The 19,015-nt window shown below is 29.1% G+C and carries 17 protein-coding genes; 9 read left to right on the top strand and 8 right to left on the bottom strand.

The window, feature by feature from the left end; all coding sequences use genetic code 11:
• Positions 1–127: 127 nt before the first annotated feature.
• The 4 genes from sdaAA to CLSA_RS03525 all read right to left on the bottom strand — a co-directional run bounded on the left by sdaAA (position 128) and on the right by CLSA_RS03525 (position 6,342).
• Entirely contained in the window at positions 128–1,006 is an 879-nt protein-coding gene (sdaAA, locus tag CLSA_RS03540) for an L-serine ammonia-lyase, iron-sulfur-dependent, subunit alpha (RefSeq protein WP_022744026.1), read from the bottom strand.
• Between the two features lie 98 nt (positions 1,007–1,104).
• Complete coding sequence (gene sdaAB, locus CLSA_RS03535; RefSeq protein ID WP_022744025.1) at positions 1,105–1,782, bottom strand: L-serine ammonia-lyase, iron-sulfur-dependent subunit beta; 678 nt, start codon at positions 1,780–1,782, stop codon at positions 1,105–1,107.
• 856 nt (positions 1,783–2,638) lie between these two features.
• The gene (locus CLSA_RS03530; RefSeq protein ID WP_022744024.1) at positions 2,639–4,351 is read right to left on the bottom strand and encodes a HAMP domain-containing methyl-accepting chemotaxis protein; all 1,713 of its coding nucleotides are present in this window, start codon (positions 4,349–4,351) and stop codon (positions 2,639–2,641) included.
• Between the two features lie 335 nt (positions 4,352–4,686).
• On the bottom strand, positions 4,687–6,342 hold the full coding sequence (locus CLSA_RS03525) for a nucleoside kinase (protein ID WP_022744023.1): 1,656 nt from the start codon (positions 6,340–6,342) through the stop codon (positions 4,687–4,689).
• Between the two features lie 415 nt (positions 6,343–6,757).
• On the opposite strand from CLSA_RS03525, the gene CLSA_RS03520 reads away from it, so the two are divergent.
• The 9 genes from CLSA_RS03520 (at position 6,758) to argF (ending at position 16,829) form a co-directional block, all read left to right on the top strand.
• On the top strand, positions 6,758–7,474 hold the full coding sequence (locus CLSA_RS03520; RefSeq protein WP_022744022.1) for a DUF421 domain-containing protein: 717 nt from the start codon (positions 6,758–6,760) through the stop codon (positions 7,472–7,474).
• A gap of 13 nt (positions 7,475–7,487) precedes the next feature.
• A complete protein-coding gene (locus CLSA_RS03515) occupies positions 7,488–7,868 on the top strand; it encodes a DUF4363 family protein (protein ID WP_022744021.1) in 381 nt (126 codons plus the stop codon).
• Positions 7,869–8,149: 281 nt separating this feature from the next.
• Complete coding sequence (locus CLSA_RS03510; RefSeq protein WP_022744020.1) at positions 8,150–9,373, top strand: argininosuccinate synthase; 1,224 nt, start codon at positions 8,150–8,152, stop codon at positions 9,371–9,373.
• A gap of 2 nt (positions 9,374–9,375) precedes the next feature.
• Entirely contained in the window at positions 9,376–10,764 is a 1,389-nt protein-coding gene (argH, locus tag CLSA_RS03505; RefSeq protein WP_022744019.1) for an argininosuccinate lyase, read from the top strand.
• A gap of 142 nt (positions 10,765–10,906) precedes the next feature.
• Positions 10,907–11,941 carry an N-acetyl-gamma-glutamyl-phosphate reductase gene (gene argC, locus CLSA_RS03500; RefSeq protein WP_022744018.1) on the top strand — a complete coding sequence of 345 codons (1,035 nt, stop codon included), beginning with the start codon at positions 10,907–10,909 and terminating at the stop codon, positions 11,939–11,941.
• A gap of 68 nt (positions 11,942–12,009) precedes the next feature.
• Entirely contained in the window at positions 12,010–13,233 is a 1,224-nt protein-coding gene (argJ, locus tag CLSA_RS03495; protein WP_022744017.1) for a bifunctional glutamate N-acetyltransferase/amino-acid acetyltransferase ArgJ, read from the top strand.
• Positions 13,234–13,602: 369 nt separating this feature from the next.
• The gene (argB, locus tag CLSA_RS03490; protein WP_022744016.1) at positions 13,603–14,457 is read left to right on the top strand and encodes an acetylglutamate kinase; all 855 of its coding nucleotides are present in this window, start codon (positions 13,603–13,605) and stop codon (positions 14,455–14,457) included.
• 67 nt (positions 14,458–14,524) lie between these two features.
• A complete protein-coding gene (locus CLSA_RS03485) occupies positions 14,525–15,709 on the top strand; it encodes an aspartate aminotransferase family protein (RefSeq protein ID WP_022744015.1) in 1,185 nt (394 codons plus the stop codon).
• Positions 15,710–15,908: 199 nt separating this feature from the next.
• A complete protein-coding gene (gene argF / locus CLSA_RS03480) occupies positions 15,909–16,829 on the top strand; it encodes an ornithine carbamoyltransferase (RefSeq protein ID WP_022744014.1) in 921 nt (306 codons plus the stop codon).
• Between the two features lie 70 nt (positions 16,830–16,899).
• On the opposite strand, the gene CLSA_RS24185 is transcribed toward argF, so the two are convergent.
• The 4 genes from CLSA_RS24185 to CLSA_RS03465 form a co-directional block, all read right to left on the bottom strand.
• On the bottom strand, positions 16,900–17,031 hold the full coding sequence (locus CLSA_RS24185; RefSeq protein ID WP_022744013.1) for a hypothetical protein: 132 nt from the start codon (positions 17,029–17,031) through the stop codon (positions 16,900–16,902).
• Positions 17,032–17,531: 500 nt separating this feature from the next.
• Positions 17,532–18,080, bottom strand: coding sequence for a signal peptidase I (lepB, locus tag CLSA_RS03475; protein WP_022744012.1), 549 nt, complete (start codon positions 18,078–18,080; stop codon positions 17,532–17,534).
• 82 nt (positions 18,081–18,162) lie between these two features.
• Positions 18,163–18,372, bottom strand: coding sequence for a helix-turn-helix transcriptional regulator (locus CLSA_RS03470; RefSeq protein ID WP_022744011.1), 210 nt, complete (start codon positions 18,370–18,372; stop codon positions 18,163–18,165).
• 11 nt (positions 18,373–18,383) lie between these two features.
• A complete protein-coding gene (locus tag CLSA_RS03465; RefSeq protein WP_022744010.1) occupies positions 18,384–18,704 on the bottom strand; it encodes a DUF6442 family protein in 321 nt (106 codons plus the stop codon).
• Between the last annotated feature and the right edge of the window lie 311 nt (positions 18,705–19,015).

Below are 19,015 nucleotides of genomic sequence, written 5' to 3'. Positions count from 1 at the left end.
AATATACTTACTCTAAAAAACACTCTGCTTATTTATACGATGAAAAATCCCTATAACAGATTGACTTGTTATTTATTTTCATGTGCCTTATTTTCACGTGCCTTAACAAATTCACACAATCTATGTACTAATTTTCACCAAAAACTTTTTCCTTAAGTCTTTGCCCTTCTTTTGTTATTGCAATTCCTCCCATTGCTGTTTCCCTTAAAGATTCTGGTAAACTCTTTCCTACTCTATACATGGCACTTACTGTATCATCAAATGGAATCTTAGAAGACACACCTGCCATGACCATATCAGCTGTACAAAGAGCAGTTATAGCACCTTGAACATTTCTCTTAGCACATGGTATTTCTACAAGTCCTGCAACAGGGTCACAAACAAGACCAAGTACATTTTTAAGTATTATTGCACCTGCATCCAAACTCATTTTAGGTGTTCCCCCCATCATTTCAACAACTGCTGCTGCTCCCATTGCTGATGCCGAACCACATTCGGCCTGACATCCACCTTCTGCTCCTGATAGCGTAGCGTTTAATCCTATAATAATTCCAACTGCTGCTGCTGCAAATAATCCCTTTATAAGCCCCTCTTCATCTAGGCCTAATTCTTTACCTGCAGATAAGATTACTGCTGGCAATATTCCACAAGATCCAGCTGTTGGGCAGGCTACTATTTTTCCCATTGATGCGTTAACTTCTGATGAAGAAAGTGCCATTGCCATTGCCATAGTAGTTACATGTCCAGTAAGTGATTTACCACTTTGCGCATATTTATTTAGTTTATAACCATCACCACCAATTAATCCACTAACCGAATATACTTCTTTTTCCATACCTTCATTGGCCGCTGAAATCATAACTTTTAGATTTTTCCTCATCTTTTCTATTACTTCTTCTCTAGTAAATCCCTTTTCTTCCACTTCACATCTTATAGCATATTCACTTAATGAAATATTATATTTCTCACATATTTCTAATAATTCTTCCCCTGTTCTCGCAAGCATCTTTATTTGTCTTCCTTCCTATTTATTATTTAATGATCTTAATTTTCTAAACACCTAACATTAGAATTATAATTGTCTTTGTAACATACATTCATAAATTAATCTTCTTTAGCTGGACTTATAGAAATAACATTTCTCACAAGCTCTATTTTCTTAATCTTTTCTATTATTTTATCATTAATTTTATTATCCATTTCAAAAATCATTGTTGCTTCCTGCCCTTTTCCATCTCTAAAAACTTTCATAAAGGCTACATTTATATTTTCACTATAGAGTATATGACTTACGCTATTTATAACTCCTGGTGCATCCTTCTGTGCAACTATTAATGTTTCATACATTCCAGTAAAATCCACTTCAATACCATTAACTTTACAAACTCTAATATTTCCACCACCAATAGATGATCCCATAACTTCACAATGCTTTCCATCTATCGTTTGCATAATAAACTTTACTGTATTAGGATGAACATCACCTAAATCTGCTTCTTGGAATGAAAACTTTATATTCTTTTCTTTAGCTATATCCATTGAATATTTAAGTCTTTCATCCTTTGGCTCCATACCTAATATTCCTGCAACTAATGCTCTATCAGTTCCATGCCCTCTATACGTTTTTGCAAAAGAACCATGTAATAAAAATGTTACTTCTATAACATCTCCACCAGCTATACTTCTTGCAATTTTTCCAAGTCTTGCTGCTCCTGCTGTATGTGAACTTGATGGTCCTATCATAATAGGTCCTAAAATATCAAATACTCCTATACCTTTCATCTTAACAACTATCTCCTTTAGTTTTTTCCTTATATCTATCTCTTCATCTTATTTAGTTAGCATAATTAGGCATAAGCAAAAAATAATAAGCCAAAGATATGATGCATATTTCTTATCAGACAGAAAAGATAATTCTACTCATAGTTGCTCTATTAGCTGAGTTTACTGACACAGTATGACATAAAATGTACAAGCATACTGGTCTATTATTTTTTTGATTGTGCCTTAACAAAACTTCTTTGTTACTCCCTAAAATAATAACACAAATTTAGTTCTAAAAAATATATATTTTTAAATAAACAAAGTATAATGTAAACTTATGAGATAGTTAACCTAAATAGAGGTCATGCATTTGTTTTCGTTACTAAAAATTTTGATGGATTGTCTAAGATTGCAGGTTGTACCTACAATGTTTGCCTCACAAACATATTGTGAACAAGCACATGTGGAACAACTTACAATTTAACAAGCATACCTATCAAAATTTTTTAAAGTAACGCTACACAAAAGCATAACCTCTATTTATGCTTTGAATATATATTCAAAGCATAAGTTAAATATTTAGTTCTTTCATAATTTATTTTATAAAATAGATTTTATCACACATTTCTATACATAAACTTTAAAATATATTCTGCACTAGAAATAAAGAATACTATTTTACGTAGTGTTGCGTTTATAATTCGGCTATAGGATTTCTTAAGTAAAAGTTGTTCCATTCTTGCATGTCCTTAATTTGCTTAAGGAGTATGCTGGAATTGATACCACTTGTGCTGTTAGAAATCCATACCCAAATTATATAGCAACCAAGTAAAATAGTACTCTTTATTTCGGTAAATTAACACAAAAGCTTAAATTATATTTTGAACTTTTGAACTATTTCATTAAGTTTTTCAGCAAGTTCTGCCTGACCTTGCGCTGTTGTTGCTACTTGTTCTAAAGCTTGAGTAGTTTCATTTATACTTTCTTTTATTGTTTCTACTTGTTCATTAGATTTTTGAGCTGTTTCTGACATATTTTGTACAGCTTCGCTTACTTGTCCCACAGTAGCATTAACCTCTTCTGACATAGCTGCAATTTCATCTGACATTTTGCTTACAAAATCAGAATCTTCATAATATTGATCACCTGTTTTTTCATATGCAATAAATTGTTTATTAACATCTTTATCAATAAAATCTAGTATGTCACTTCCTGTAGCAATACTATTTTTAAATGCTGCTTGAACATCAACTATAGTCCTTTGAATATTCTTTACCGCTTCCGCTGATTGTTCTGATAAAGCTCTAACTTCCTCTGCTACAACTGCAAATCCTTTTCCATGTTCTCCAGCCCTAGCCGCTTCTATTGCTGCATTAAGTGCCAATAAATCAGTTTGTCCTGCTATACTAGCTATTGTATCAGCCATTACCTTAATATTTTCAACTATCTTACCATCTTCAATAGCTTTTATCATATTTTTTTGCTTTTCATCATATATTTTTTTAGTTTCTTCAATAGCTTTTTTACTATCATTTTTAACTTGTGTCGATCTTTCCTTAGCTCCTAAAGCATTATTACTTCCTTCCATAGCCTTTTCCGAAAGTTCAGTGATGCTTGAGTCTACTTCTTGAATGGATGCACTTATCTCCTCTGTTCCAGTACTAGCTTTTTCCATATTATTCGCAATATGATTTACAGCTTCATTAATACTAATTGATTTTGATGATAACTCTTCTACAGTTGCTGAAAGTTCATCTGAAGAATCATTCATATTTTGAGCATTTTTCATAATTGTTTCTATAAGCTCTTTAATATTACTTTGTGCCTTAATCAGCCATTTATCTGTTTCTCCAAATTCATCACCTCTTGTAACTTTAAATTCATGTGACAAATCATAATTTGCAAGTCTCTTACCATATAATCTCATTCTTTGAAGAGGTTTATTTATGTCATTTGATAATATTAATCCTATTGCAACTGCTATTATAAGACCAGCAATACTTAATATACTCATAATCATGTTTGATTTTTTATATATTAAATTAATATTTTCATTTGCATGTTTAGCACTATCTAAATTTATTTGTATTAATTTCTCTAAACCATCAAACATCATGTCGCCAGTTTTTGACATATTAATATATTGCTTATCTGCCTCATCAAAATTTTCTGCATCTAAAACTTTAATAATATTTCCTGTTAATGATTTATATTGCTGCAAATAACTTTTAAAATCTTCATATGCTTGTTTTTCTTTTTCCCCCATAGGTATTTTCTCATATTCACTAATTAATTCATTATTTTCATCTGTATTCTCTTGAATGTTTTTTTCTAAAAAATCCTTTTGAGAAGAATCTTTTACATATGATAATTGTAACAAATCGCCCTTTACTTCAGTAAGATTTTGCTCCATATGCGTTAATATGTAAACACATCTAAGATTATTATCATACATTTGATGAGCACTGTTATCTACATTTTTAAGTGATTGAATTCCTATTCCTCCCACTATACCAATTAAAATTGCTACAATTAAAAATGATAAGATTAACTTAACTCTCACCTTCATATTTTTTAATAGATTCATTTATATTCACTTCCTTCTAAAAAAATATTTTCGCCACATTTTACGATATAAATAAATATTTTTATACTTAATTATATCATATTGCCCTTTATTTTTACATTAATTGAAATTAAAATAAATATTTCGAAACAATATGGGTAATAGGTAACATAACCTCAAACTCACAGAGAACATTAATACTATTTCAAGTTATATTAGAATATTAAATTTATTTACATTAATTTATCTTTTATTTAATGTAATATATTTGAATATACTTAAATAAAAAATTTTTACCATACCAATGATAATTTTGTGGTATGGTAAAAATTTTTCTATTAATATTATATTTGATTTTAATATTCATAAAAACAAGAACCACCAATAAACTCTCTCAATATAGAATTCTTTGGTACTTCATCAATATCAATTTCTTTAAAAAAGTTTAAAAATGCTTTCAATCTTATAGCTTCCGAATATACTGGACTTTCTGACTTTACTTTTTCTAATTCTCTTAACGCATAAGGCTTTAATACTCCAAGTTCGTACACTAATGTAGAATTAAAAGTCACATCAGCTTCCTCTTGATAAATAAAAATATTTTCACTTTCTCCTTTTTTTATAGCAGGCCACATCTTGAGCGTATCCTCTGCTCCATATCCTCTTGATAAAGAGTCTCTAACTATTCTCCTAACTTTTCTTGAATCAGTTGTAGAGATTCTATTATGATTATCAATATTTAATTGAGTTAGTGCTGATATATATATCTTAAATATATTATTATTTAATTTTTTAGATATTAAATTAGGATTTAATCCATGAATTCCTTCAAGAATAAGCACTCCATTATGAGGAACTTTAACCCTATAATCTTTCCACTCTTTCTCTCCAGTCTTAAAATTATAAATTGGAAGTTCTACCTCCACTCCTGTCATAAGTTTTTCTAAATCATAATTTAGTAATTTTAAATCCAATGCATTAATAGATTCATAATCATAATTTCCATTTTCGTCTTTAGGGGTCTCTTCACGATTTAAAAAATAATTATCCAAAGATAACGGAATAGGTATTAGTCCATTCACTCTTAATTGTACACTCAATCTATTAGCAAAGGTAGTTTTACCAGATGAAGAAGGCCCTGCAATCAATATTATTTTCACATCCTTATGCTTTAAAACTTCATCAGCAATATTAGCTATCTTCTTTTCATGAAGAGCTTCTGAAACCATAATTACACTTTGAAGTTCATTATTAATTACTTTTTCATTTAATGTGCCAACTTCACCAATTCCTAATATATTAAGCCATCTTTCTGTTTCAATAAAAATCTTAGTTAAACTTTTTTGTTCCTTGAATTTAGGAATAACATTTAAGTTTTCTTTTTTAGGATTTTGTAAAATAAATCCCGATTCATAATTAATTAAATCAAAAGTTTTTATTACTCCTGTCGAATATGCCATAGAACCATAGAAATAATCATATCTTTCCTCAAGTTTATATAGATTTAAATCATCAATATCACTATATTCAAATAGTTTAACTTTATCTTCCATTTTATAATTTTTAAAGATTTTTATTGCATCATCTTTAGACGTTTTAACTTTCTTTATAAGAATGTCTTTATCTATTATTTCTTTCATTCTTTTTTTAATGTTATTTATATCCTCTGGGCTTAAAGACTCTTCCTTATGAACTTCGCCATATATTGATTTACTTATACTGTGTTGTATAGTAATTTCCGAATTTGGAAACAAATCTAAAACTGCTTTAATAAAAATAAACTGTAATGTTCTAGTATAAATTTTTATTCCTTCTTCAGTGTCAAATCCTATTAATTCTACATTTCCATCTTCTTTAATTGTCTCCGTTAACTCATAGTATCTCCCATTTAATTTACATATAGCTACTTCTTTAATTTTATCTTTGCAATTGCTCAGAATTAAATTATAAAATGTTATTCCTTTTTTAGCCTTAACACTAGGATCTTTTAGGTTAAAATCTTTATTTATCATATAATTTAAAATCCTTTCTTCTAATAATTAATATAAGTTTAAATGTATCTTACTTTTTAGGCACATTCAAAAATAACAAGTTCATGTGCCTTATTGTATAATTCTTTATTTTCAACATAGCTTATAAATAATTGCTTCTTTGAACAAAAATATTTTAACTATGTTTTTCGTAATTGTTTAAATGTTTTAACACTTCTACAATATGGATAAAAAGTTTATAAATCGGATTTATGATTTAAATATATATCCAAAAGTAGAAATAGAATCATCCTTTTGTATAGTGTTGCTTATAGTTTGAATATTTAAATGGTTTCCTATATATTATATACATTTTCTATTAAAAAGGATAAAAGTATTTTTTATCTGAATATTAATTATATTTTTGCAAATATTATTTTTGCGAGGTGATTTTTTTATGTTTGTAGTATCCATTAGAACAGCAATCTTATACCTATTAGTTGTTTTAACCATGCGATTGATGGGAAAAAGACAAATAGGTGAACTTCAACCTTATGAATTTGTAATAACTATTATGATTTCTGATTTGGCCTCTTTGCCCATGCAAGATACACGATTGCCATTATTACTCGGAATTATCCCCATAATAACTTTGTTATTTTTAAAAACACTTTTAACACTTATTGGATTAAAATTTCAATCTACAAGAAAATTTGTAGATGGAGAACCATGTATATTAGTTTATAACGGAAAAATTAATTATCCAACTTTAAAAAGACAGCAATTAAACATAGATGAATTACTAGAAGAATTGAGACTTGCAAATTATTTTAATCTTGATGAAATTCAATACGCCATATTGGAAAATGATGGACAAATATCAATCTTACCTGCAGATTATAATTCTTCAAAAAAATCTAATTCGACTTCTTCTAATAGTTCACCAAGCACAGAAGTTAAATTACCAAAAGTATTAATATCAGATGGCAAAATTAACAAAAATTCATTAACTTCTATGAATAAAGACGAGAAATGGATACTTAATTTACTTAAAAATCATAACATTATGTCAATCAAACATGTGCTTATTGCTTTATATGATACAGAAGGTAAATTTAAATATCAGCTTTTTGATAAATATGAGACACAATCAAAAAATAATAGACCAGTATGAAGGAGTATACAAAATGAGAAATGCACTATTATCAATAACTTTATTTATCTTAACCATGATATGCGTATATTTTCTAAACAGCTCTGTACTAAGCCTATGTGATAATATTGAAATGCAAGCAGAAGATATAGAACTTAAAATTACAAGTGGTCAGATGGAAGAGGCATATAATGGTTCTCTTCAATTACTTAATTGTATTAATGAAAAAAATATATTAACATCGCTCTACCTTAGTCATCAAGAATTTGATAACTTACTGAATGAATCCGTGAGATTATCTACATATTTAGTTCATAATGATGAAACAGAAGCTCATACTTCTTTACATTTAGTAAAACATAATACTGAACATATAAAAAAATTACAGATGTCAAGCTTAGAAAATATTTTCTAAGGGATGATTAAACTAGCTATTTATAGTTAAGTCTTATTGCAATCAATAAATATACTTCAATTTCATAATTATTCACTTTAGTTTAATTTTATACTGCAATTAAATATGCATAAAAATTAATAACTTATGCATATTTAATGTGTTTTTGTATATTTTTTTATTATTTATGAATAAAATTACTTTTTTTACTTGATTATTTCATTTTTAAATTGTATAATTATAAATAACAAATCACTTACGAAAATTATAATTTATATTTTATATATAGGAGGGCTTTTAAAATGACAAAATATAACAAAGTAGTTTTAGCTTATTCAGGAGGTTTAGACACATCAATTATAATTCCATGGCTTAAAGAAAATTACGGATGCGAAGTTATAGCTGTATGTGGTAATGTAGGCCAAAAGGATGAATTAGACGGATTACAAGAAAAAGCAATAAAAACAGGGGCATCAAAATTATATATAGAAGATTTAACTCAAGAATTTGTAGATGATTATATATTCCCTACTATTCAAGCTGGTGCAATATATGAAGGTAAATATCTACTTGGAACATCTTTCGCTAGACCATTAATCGGAAAAAGATTGGTTGAAATTGCTAAAGCTGAAGGTGCAGATGCAATTTGTCACGGATGTACAGGTAAAGGAAATGACCAAGTAAGATTTGAAATGGCTGTTAAAGCATTTGCTCCAGAAATGCCAATAATAGCTCCTTGGAGAATTTGGGATATTAAATCAAGAGAAGATGAAATAGATTATGCAGAAGCTAAAAATATTCCATTAAAAATTAATCGTGAAACAAACTATAGTAAGGATAAAAATATCTGGCATTTAAGTCACGAAGGCCTAGATTTAGAATTTCCTGAAAATGAACCACAATACGATAAAATCTTGGAACTTTCTAAAACATTAGAAGCTGCTCCAAATGAACCAACTTATATTACATTAACTTTTGAAAAAGGAATAGCTGTTGCATTAAACGGTAAAAAAATGAACAGCGTTGAGTTATTGGATGAATTAAATAAAATTGGTGGAGAAAATGCTATAGGTATTACTGATATGGTTGAAAATAGACTTGTTGGCATGAAATCAAGGGGTGTTTATGAAACTCCAGGCGGAACTATCCTATACAAAGCTCATAAAGATTTAGAAGAACTTTGCTTAGATAAAGAAACATCTCATTATAAAGAACAAATAGCTTTAAAATTTGCTGATATAGTATATAACGGACAATGGTTTACTCCACTTAGAGAAGCATTATCTGAATTTGTTACTAAGACACAAGAAACAGTTACAGGAGAAATTAAATTAAAATTATACAAAGGAAATGTTGTCAATGCTGGTATGACTAGTCCATACTCATTATACAGCGAAGAATATGCAACTTTTGGAGAAGATGGCGTATACGATCAAAAGGATTCTGCTGGATTCATTAATTTATTTGGTCTTCCAACAGTTGTAAGCGCTAAAATGCAAGAAAAAATTAAGAAAGAGGAAGTATAATAATGAAGCTTTGGGGCGGACGTTTTAAAAAAGGCACTGACAAATTAGTTAATGATTTTAATTCTTCTATAAATGTTGATTCAAGAATGTATAAAGAGGACATCGAAGGAAGTCTTGCTCATGCTTCAATGCTTGGAAAACAAAATATAATTCCAAAAGAAGCTAGTCAAAAAATAACTTCTGGTCTTCTTGAAATATTAAAAAGACTTGATAGCGGAGCTATTGAAATTGACGAAACTTCTGAAGATATTCATAGTTTTGTTGAAGGTACTTTAACATACTACATCGGTGAATGTGGCAAAATGGTTCACACTGGTAGAAGTAGAAATGACCAAGTAACATTAGATTTAAGATTGTATTTGAAAAAATACATCTTATCTCTTAAACAAGATATCATAGCTTTAGAAGAAGTTCTTTTAGAAAAAGCTAATGAAAACATAGATACAATAATGCCAGGATACACTCATATGCAAAAAGCTCAACCAATAACATTTGCTCATCATATTTTAGCATATGCTGAAATGCTTAAAAGAGATTTTGGAAGATTAAGCGATTGCTATAAGAGAGTTGATGAAATGCCACTTGGTTCAGGTGCATTAGCAACATCAACTTATCCTATTGACAGAGAAGCTGTTGCTCGTGATCTTGGTTTTTCAAAAGTTACATTAAACAGTTTAGATTCTGTTTCTGATAGAGATTATGTAATTGAAACACTTTCTTGTCTTTCAATTATAATGATGCATTTATCAAGATTCTCAGAAGAAATAATTCTTTGGTGTACTAATGAATTTAGCTTTATCGAACTTGATGATGGTTATAGTACTGGAAGTAGTATTATGCCTCAAAAGAAAAATCCAGATGTTGCAGAATTAGTTAGAGGTAAAACTGGTAGAGTTTATGGAGATCTTATAACTCTTTTAACTGTAATGAAGGGAATCCCTCTAGCTTATAACAAAGATATGCAAGAAGATAAAGAAGCTCTTTTTGATGGATTAGATACAGTTACTCTTTCACTTAAAACTTTCTGTGGAATGATTAAAACAATGAAAGTAAAGAAAGATAATATGAGAAAAGGTGCAGGACTTGGATTTACTAATGCTACTGATGTAGCTGATTACTTAGTAAAAAAAGGTATGGCATTTAGAAACGCTCATGAAGTAGTTGGGGAAATAGTTCTTGATTGCATAAAACAAAACAAAATGATTGAAGAATTAACTATTGAAGAACTTAAAAACTTCTCTCCTATTTTTGAAGATGATATATATCATGCAATAGATTTACTAACTTGTGTAGAAGAACGTAAAGTTATTGGTGGACCTTCTACACAATCAGTTAAAATGCAAATTAGTGCATTAGATAATTTTATAAAAGAGTTCAAAGAAAACATCTAATATTATTTCTTTAAAACTCAATAGCAAACAATAAAAAGTATATTTTTCAATAATATTGAAAAATATACTTTTATACAAACTTAATACTTTTTATTTTAATTGTTTGTTATTATTAATTAAAATTAAGGGGGATAACATAAAAATGGTTAAAGTAGGAATAATCGGTGCTACAGGATATGTTGGTGCTGAACTTCTAAGATTATTATTATCTCATCCTAAAGTTGAAGTTGCAGCTTTGAGCTCAGTTTCTTTTGAAGGACAAGAAATTAGTAATGTATATAAAACTTTTTTAAATAAAACAAATTTAATTTGTAACTCTATGGATGACGTAGTTGAAAAATGTGATGTTATATTTACTGCTCTTCCTCATGGATTAAGTGAAGATATAGCAAAAAAAGCAATTGAAAATAATAAAATTTGTATTGATATGGGAGCAGATTTCAGATTATCAAATGAAGATGATTATGAGAAATGGTATGGTAAAAAATTCTCACAACCTGAATTACATACAAAAAGCGTATATGGTCTTCCTGAATTAAATAAAGAAAAAATCAAAAACTGTTCTTTAATTGCTAACCCTGGTTGCTATCCAACAACTATAGAATTAGGATTAATGCCATTACTTAAAAATTCATTAATAAAATTAGATGGCATTATTTGTGATTCTAAGTCTGGAACCACTGGTGCAGGAAGAAGTTTGGCTTTAAATACTCATTTTCCTGAAGAAAATGAAACATTTGCTCCATATAAAGTTGGAGCTCATAGACATACACCTGAAATTGAGGAAACTCTGTCTGTTATGGCAAATGATAAAGTAAGCATAACTTTCACTCCTCACTTACTTCCAATAAACCGGGGTATACTTTCAACTATTTACTGTACACCAAAAAATAAGGTAAATCTTGAAGAAATTTATAAATTATATGTAGAGTTCTATAAAGATAAACCTTTCGTTAATATTTTACCTCTTGGTGAAATTGCTTCAATTAAAAATGTAAGATTATCAAACGATTGTTATATTTCTTTACATTTAAATCATAGAGAAGATCAAATTATAGTTGTAAGTACAATAGATAACATGATTAAAGGTGCTGCAGGACAAGGAATTCAAAATATGAATATAATTTTAGGTTTTGATGAAACAGAAGGCTTAAACTTAATTGCACCAGCATTTTAATCATTTAAGAATTAACAGTTATTAATAGATTTTCATATTTTATCAAGTGACTTAAGGGGGTTATACATTTGGATATAAAATATATAGATGGCGGAGTTACAGCTCCTAACGGTTTTTTAGCTTCTGGAATACATTGCGGACTAAAGAAAAGTGATTTAAAAAAGGATTTAGCTTTAATATATTCAGAAGTACCAGCTGCGGCAGCTGGAATGTACACAAAAAATAAAGTAAAAGGCGCTCCTATTTATATAACCAAGGAGCATTTAACTAATAAAAAAGCTCAAGCAATAATAATTAATAGTGGTAATGCAAATACTTGTAATGGAAATGACGGATTAGAAAAAGCTAAGAAAATGACAACTCTTCAAGCTAAAGAATTAAATTTAAAAGCAGATGATATTTTAGTTGCATCTACAGGAGTAATTGGAGTTCCTTTAAATATAGATGCTATTAAAAATGGTATACCACTACTTACTGAAAAATTATCAAAAGATGGTTTTGATGATGCCTCTTCTGCTATCATGACAACTGATACATTTAAAAAACAATTAGCTTTAGAATTTTATATAGGTGATAAAAAGATAACTATAGGGGCAATGGCTAAAGGTTCTGGTATGATTGAGCCAAATATGGGAACAATGCTTTCATTCATAACAACTGATCTTTCTATATCACCAGAATTGCTAAATGAAGCGTTGCAAACAATTGTTAAAGTAACTTATAACAGAGTCAGTGTTGATGGAGATACAAGTACTAATGATATGGTGTTAATGCTAGCTAATGGATTAGCTGAAAATTCTACAATAACTGAAAAAGATGAAAACTATAATGCTTTTGTTGAAGCACTCTCTTCATTAAATACCATTATGGCTAAGAATATCGCTAAAGATGGTGAAGGTGCAACAAAGTTATTAGAATGTCAAATCATAGGTGCCGCTAATGAACAAGATGCTGTAGTTCTTGGAAAGAGCGTAATTAATTCTAGCTTAGTAAAAACAGCAATGTTTGGTAGCGATGCAAACTGGGGAAGAATTCTTTGTGCATTAGGATATACAAATATTGATTTTGATCCTGAAAAAGTCGATGTTTCATTTGAAAGCAGTGCTGGTTCAATTGATGTTTGTAAAGCTGGCAGTCCTCTTCCTTTTGACGAAGATAAGGCAAAAAAAATTTTAAGCCAAAAAGAAATTATTATTAAAGTAAATTTATATTTAGGTGATTCCAGTGCTTATGTTTGGGGCTGCGACCTTAGCTATGAATATGTAAAAATTAACGGTGATTATAGAAGTTAAATCAGTTAAAAGTTAATAATGATCAGTTAACAGTTGAGGATGAGATTTCCACGAAACTTTTTTAATTAATAATGAGTTTGTTCCTTCACTGTTAATGCGCATTAAAGAAAATAACAAGTCCAAAATGCCATGATTATTTTGTATCAGGCAAGGAAGTGGATTTGTCTCATAGCGAGCTATTAGAGGAATACGCTAACGTGAGCAGACATCTCAAATCTATGATTTGATGATGTTCGCTTACTCAGTGACCGTATGCGAATCGAGCTTCCTTTGATGCAAAATAGGCTTGGCAAATGGACTTGTTATTTTTTTGATTGTGCCTAACTCTTACTTCTTAACTATAAACTGAATTTGAATGGGGGTTTTAATTTGAATCATAATGAAAGAGCTGAAATATTAGTTCATGCTTTACCTTATATACAACAATATTACGGTAAAACCATTGTTGTAAAATATGGTGGAAACGCAATGATAAGTGATGAACTTAGAGAAACTGTAATAAATGATATTATTTTAATGAAATGTGTTGGGATTGAACCAATTGTAGTTCATGGTGGTGGTCCTGACATTTCAGATTTTTTAAATAGATTAGGTGAACAAAGCAAGTTTATCAATGGTTTAAGATATACAGATGAAACAACAATCGATGTAGTTCAAATGGTTCTTGGTGGAAAAGTGAATAAGAACTTAGTATCTTTAATCGAGAAATTTGGCGGAAAAGCTATTGGACTATGTGGTATGGATGGTTCTCTTCTTAAAGCTAAGAAAATAAAAACCGATGTAGATTTAGGTTACGTAGGCGAAATAACTAAAGTTAATATAGAAGTTTTAAAGATGGCTATGAATTCTGGTTACATTCCTGTTGTTGGTAGTGTTGCCTTAGGAGAAGATGATAATAAACCATATAACATAAATGCAGATATATGTGCAGCAAAAATTGCTGCTGCATTGAAAGCCGAAAAATTAATGTTACTTACTGATGTTCCTGGAGTTTTAATGGATCCAAAAGATACTTCTTCTCTACTTAGCATTTTGAGATTACATCAAATTCCTAAATTATGCATTGAAGGCGTAATAAAAGGTGGTATGATTCCTAAAATTGATTGTTGCGTTGAAGCAATTAGAATGGGTGTTGAAAAAGCACATATTATTGATGGACGTATTCCTCATTCTATTCTTTTAGAGTTATTCTCTAATGAAGGAATTGGAACAATGATCTATTAATCAGTAAAAAGTTAGCAATTAATAGTTAACTTTTCACTGATAACTAATTTAAAAAGGGGGCAATTTTATGTCATATGATTTTAATGAAGCAAAAGAACATATTGTAAATAGCTATGGACGTTTAGATCCTGTAATAACTCACGGTGAAGGAGTTTATCTTTACGATAAGGATGAAAATAAATACTTAGACTTTACAAGTGGTATTGGTGTTAGTAGTTTAGGCTATGGAAACCAAAAATGGATTGAAGCTACTACTAATCAATTAAAAACTCTTGCACATGCTTCAAATATATTCTTCACAGAACCAAGTGTAAAACTTGCTAAAGAATTAACTGAAAAATCAAATATGAAAAAAGTATTTTTAGCTAATTCAGGTGCTGAAGCAAATGAAGGTGCAATTAAGTTAGCTAGAAAATATAGCTACGATAAATATGGTAATGGAAGAAGTACAGTTCTTACATTAATACAATCATTCCATGGTAGAACTATAACTACTTTAAAAGCAACTGGACAAGAAAAGTTCCATCAGTATTTCTACCCTTTTACTGAAGGTTTTAATTATGTAAAAGCGAATGATATAGAAGATTTTAAAGATAAATTAACAAATGATGTTTGTGCTATAATGCTTGAAGCAATTCAAGGAGAAGGCGGCGTAGTTCCTTTAGATAAGGATTTTGTTCAACAAGTTGTCAAGATATGCAACGAAAAAGATGTGCTAGTAATCTTTGATGAAGTTCAATGCGGAATAGCAAGAACTGGTAAAATGTTCGGATATAACAATTTTGATGTTGAAGCTGATATAGTTTCTGTAGCTAAAGGTCTTGGTGCTGGTCTTCCTATAGGGGGTGTACTTTGCTCTTCTAAAGTTCAAGATGTGTTTAAGCCTGGAGATCATGGTTCAACATTTGGTGGTAACCCTGTAGTATGTGCAGGTGCTTTAGTTGTTCTTGATGAACTATGCAATAAAAAATCCTTTGAAGACATAGCTGAAAAGGGTGCATATGTAAAAGAACTTTTAGAAGAATCTAAAAATCCTCAAATTGTAGATGTACGTGGTTTAGGATTAATGATGGGAATAAAAGTAAAATGTGCTCCTTCATTAGTTCAAAAAGAAGCAATAAAAAAAGGTTTGCTAGTTTTAACAGCTGGTAAAGATGTAGTAAGATTACTTCCACCACTTGTTATATCAAAAGAAGAATTAAAAACTGGTATAGATATTATTCTTGAAGTTTTATCTAATATACAAGATTAGGCACATGAAAGAAAATAACAAGTCCAAAATGCCATGATTATTTTGCACCAGGCAAGGAAGTGGATTTGTCTCATAGCGGGCTATTAGAGGAATCCGCTAACGCAGCATGATGCAAAATAGGCTTGGCAGATGGAATTGTTATTTTTTTGATTGTGCCTTAAAGAGATAAAAACAAATAATCATTAGTGGAGGTATTTTTGTGGAAAAAGATTTATTAAAGATGGATGATCTTTCTAAAGAAGATATTTTAGATATATTAAATTTAGCTGATCAATTAAAATATGAACAAAAACATGGTATTGAACATCCTCATTTAAAAGGTAAAAGTCTAGGAATGATTTTTGAAAAATCATCTACTAGAACTAGAGTTTCTTTTGAAACTGGTATGTATCAATTAGGTGGAAATGCTTTATTTTTAAGTAATCGTGATTTACAAATAGGTCGTGGCGAACCAATTGAAGATACTGCAAGAGTTCTTTCAAGATTTATACAAGGTATAATGATCAGAACATTTTCTCAAGAAGAAATCGAAAAATTAGCTAAGTATTCATCAATTCCAATTATTAATGGATTAACAGATGATGAACATCCATGCCAAGTATTAGCTGATTTGATGACAATAAGAGAAAATAAAAACATTCTTGAAGGATTAAAAATTGCTTTTATAGGCGATGGCAATAACATGGCTAACTCTTTGATGATTGGTTGTTTAAAAGTTGGAATGAATTTTTCAGTTGCATCACCAAAAGATTACACTTCATCTGACAAATACTTAAATAGAGCAAGGGAAATCGCTGAAGAAGAAGGTGTTAATTTTACTGTAACTACTTCTCCATTTGAAGCTGCAAAAGATGCTGATGTATTAATTACAGATGTTTGGGCTAGCATGGGACAAGAAGAAGAACATAATCTAAGAGCCAAGGCTTTCGAAGGTTTTCAAATAAATAAAGAATTAATGGCTGTTGCTAATAAAAATGCAATGGTACTTCATTGTTTACCTGCTCATAGAGGTGAAGAAATAACAGCTGAAGTTTTAGAAGAACATGCAGATTCTATCTTTGATGAATCTGAAAATAGATTACATGCACAAAAAGCTGTACTTGTTAAATTAATGAAATAATTAATTATTATATATAAACAACTTAGGATCTAGGCTTATGTGGTAATCAACCGAAAGAAAGGAAACTATTTTACTCGGTTGCTAGATAATTTGGCTGTGGATTTCTAGCAGCAGAAGTTGTACCCATTCCCGCATGCTCCCAAGGCAAGCTTGTGACAAGCAAAAATGGAACAACTCCTGCTGAAGAAATACCTACAACCAAATTATCAACGCAACACTACGTAAAATAGTTTCCTTTCTTTCTATGATAAAATATATTTCAAAGTTCAAATCTAGTTCGTAGTTTGTGTATCTATATGCTAATTTAATTAAACAAAATTTCACAACTAACAATTCATTATAAATCAATATGCTAAGTATCTAGTTGTTCCATAAAACTTCCTAACGAAATGCTTCACAAAAACATATTCCTAATTTCTAGCTTTAGTTATACATTCAAAGTATAAACTTAAATGCTAGCTTGCTTATTTATATAATATTAAAAATTAAATGCATACCTTGTTTCCCAAAATATAATGCTCTCTTTAAGTTAACATATAACATTACTAAAAATTAAATCTACATTTAAACTAAGCAATGTATGACTGAATCATATTTAACCATATACATACTAATATATATTTCCCTAATAATACAAGTATGTTGAAATAAATAACAATAAATTAATTTTACTATAAATTTAATTTATTGTTATTTATATATTTATTTATTGCTTAATAGCCCAAAATCTTTAAATGGATAGAATACAAACTGGAACTTTCCTTTTATATCAGAAGCATCTACATACGGATCCTTCCAGTATCTCGAATCTGCTGAATCCGGTCTATTGTCTCCTAGGAAGAAATACTTTCCTTTTGGTACTTCAAATGTTCCATTATATTTATCTTTATTTTTCACATAATCTTCTTTTAATTCTTCTCCATTTACAAATACTGCTCCATTTTTTATCTCTATTTTATCTCCTGGCAGCCCTATTAATCTCTTTACTAAGTTTTCATTAAATTCATTTGAGTAAAATACAATTATGTCCCCCCTCTTTAAATTTTGAGCATCATGTACTATGCTTACTAATCCTTTATCATTTATATTTATTGTTGGAATCATCGAACCTGTTGGTACATATACATTAAAAAATAAAAATTTATTAATTAACAATGCTAATATTATGGCACTAACTATCGGCAATACCCATTCTTTTAAAAATTTATTTATAACTAGCTTCTCTCTTTTTGTACTCTTATTTCTATCCAAAATCCTACCTCCAAATTAAGTAAATTCATTTAATTAATCTTTGTTTTATTATATTCTTTAAATAATCATTACCATGTATAAATTACTCAAAATAAAAAATATCCTCAAATTTTTTATCTAATGCTATGCAAATCAATAATGCTAATTTAGCACTTGGACAAAATTGTCCTGTTTCAATTGAACTTATTGTTTGTCTTGATACACTTACCATTTCAGCCAAATCTCCTTGTGATAATTTTTTTTCAGCTCTAGCAACTTTTAATCTATTCTGTAAAACTAGTTTTTCTTCCATAACTTTCCTCTCTATCTATAGGTCGAAATAATAAATTGAAGTAATAAAATTGCAGAGCTAACACTAAAAAGAATACCCGATATTAAAAATTTTGTATGATTTAAATAATGATACTTGTAAAATGACTCTGTTGCTGCATATGCCGTAAATATTCCCCAAACATCACCTGTAGAAATACCATTATAATGCTTAAAAAATGCCAAAAATACAATAACTAAACTAAAAACGATTTTCGCATTTATTCCAGCTTTAGCACTAATGTATTCCTCTCTTTCATCTTCTTCATTTTTATTATATCTTTTATTTCTTGATAGTATTTCCTTTTTATCCATTGTATATCTCCCTTTCTATTATCATTATAATTAGTGTATCTTATCACTAGTTTACCTGTCAAGTATACTTGTCATTTTTCCATCAATACTTGTCATCATTAAATATAATCACAAATTCATTGTGAATTTTAATCTTCTTTAATATGTAATTTGGGGAATTTATTTTAATAAAATACAGATCAAAAATATATAAATTATTCTTTTTCTATCTTTCAATTTTACATAAAGTATATTCTATATATTTAAATTTATATACTCTGATATATCTGATGTAACATAAGCTCAAATTATTTTTTATAATAAAAATTCTC

Origin of the sequence: Clostridium saccharobutylicum DSM 13864 (assembly GCF_000473995.1) — a bacterium.
Taxonomy (GTDB): Bacteria; Bacillota; Clostridia; order Clostridiales; family Clostridiaceae; genus Clostridium; species Clostridium saccharobutylicum.
Note: the sequence above shows the minus strand (reverse complement) of the source record. Positions and strands in the feature narration are given on the sequence as shown.

What these genes read in the sequence shown, in the direction of transcription:
- sdaAA (WP_022744026.1), bottom strand. Translation starts at nt 1,006, where the DNA reads ATGCTTGCGAGAACAGGGGAAGAATTATTAGAAATATGTGAGAAATAT.
- sdaAB (WP_022744025.1), bottom strand. Translation starts at nt 1,782, where the DNA reads ATGAAAGGTATAGGAGTATTTGATATTTTAGGACCTATTATGATAGGA.
- CLSA_RS03530 (WP_022744024.1), bottom strand. Translation starts at nt 4,351, where the DNA reads ATGAATCTATTAAAAAATATGAAGGTGAGAGTTAAGTTAATCTTATCA.
- CLSA_RS03525 (WP_022744023.1), bottom strand. Translation starts at nt 6,342, where the DNA reads ATGATAAATAAAGATTTTAACCTAAAAGATCCTAGTGTTAAGGCTAAA.
- CLSA_RS03520 (WP_022744022.1), top strand. Translation starts at nt 6,758, where the DNA reads ATGTTTGTAGTATCCATTAGAACAGCAATCTTATACCTATTAGTTGTT.
- CLSA_RS03515 (WP_022744021.1), top strand. Translation starts at nt 7,488, where the DNA reads ATGAGAAATGCACTATTATCAATAACTTTATTTATCTTAACCATGATA.
- CLSA_RS03510 (WP_022744020.1), top strand. Translation starts at nt 8,150, where the DNA reads ATGACAAAATATAACAAAGTAGTTTTAGCTTATTCAGGAGGTTTAGAC.
- argH (WP_022744019.1), top strand. Translation starts at nt 9,376, where the DNA reads ATGAAGCTTTGGGGCGGACGTTTTAAAAAAGGCACTGACAAATTAGTT.
- argC (WP_022744018.1), top strand. Translation starts at nt 10,907, where the DNA reads ATGGTTAAAGTAGGAATAATCGGTGCTACAGGATATGTTGGTGCTGAA.
- CLSA_RS03485 (WP_022744015.1), top strand. Translation starts at nt 14,525, where the DNA reads ATGTCATATGATTTTAATGAAGCAAAAGAACATATTGTAAATAGCTAT.
- CLSA_RS03470 (WP_022744011.1), bottom strand. Translation starts at nt 18,372, where the DNA reads ATGGAAGAAAAACTAGTTTTACAGAATAGATTAAAAGTTGCTAGAGCT.
- CLSA_RS03465 (WP_022744010.1), bottom strand. Translation starts at nt 18,704, where the DNA reads ATGGATAAAAAGGAAATACTATCAAGAAATAAAAGATATAATAAAAAT.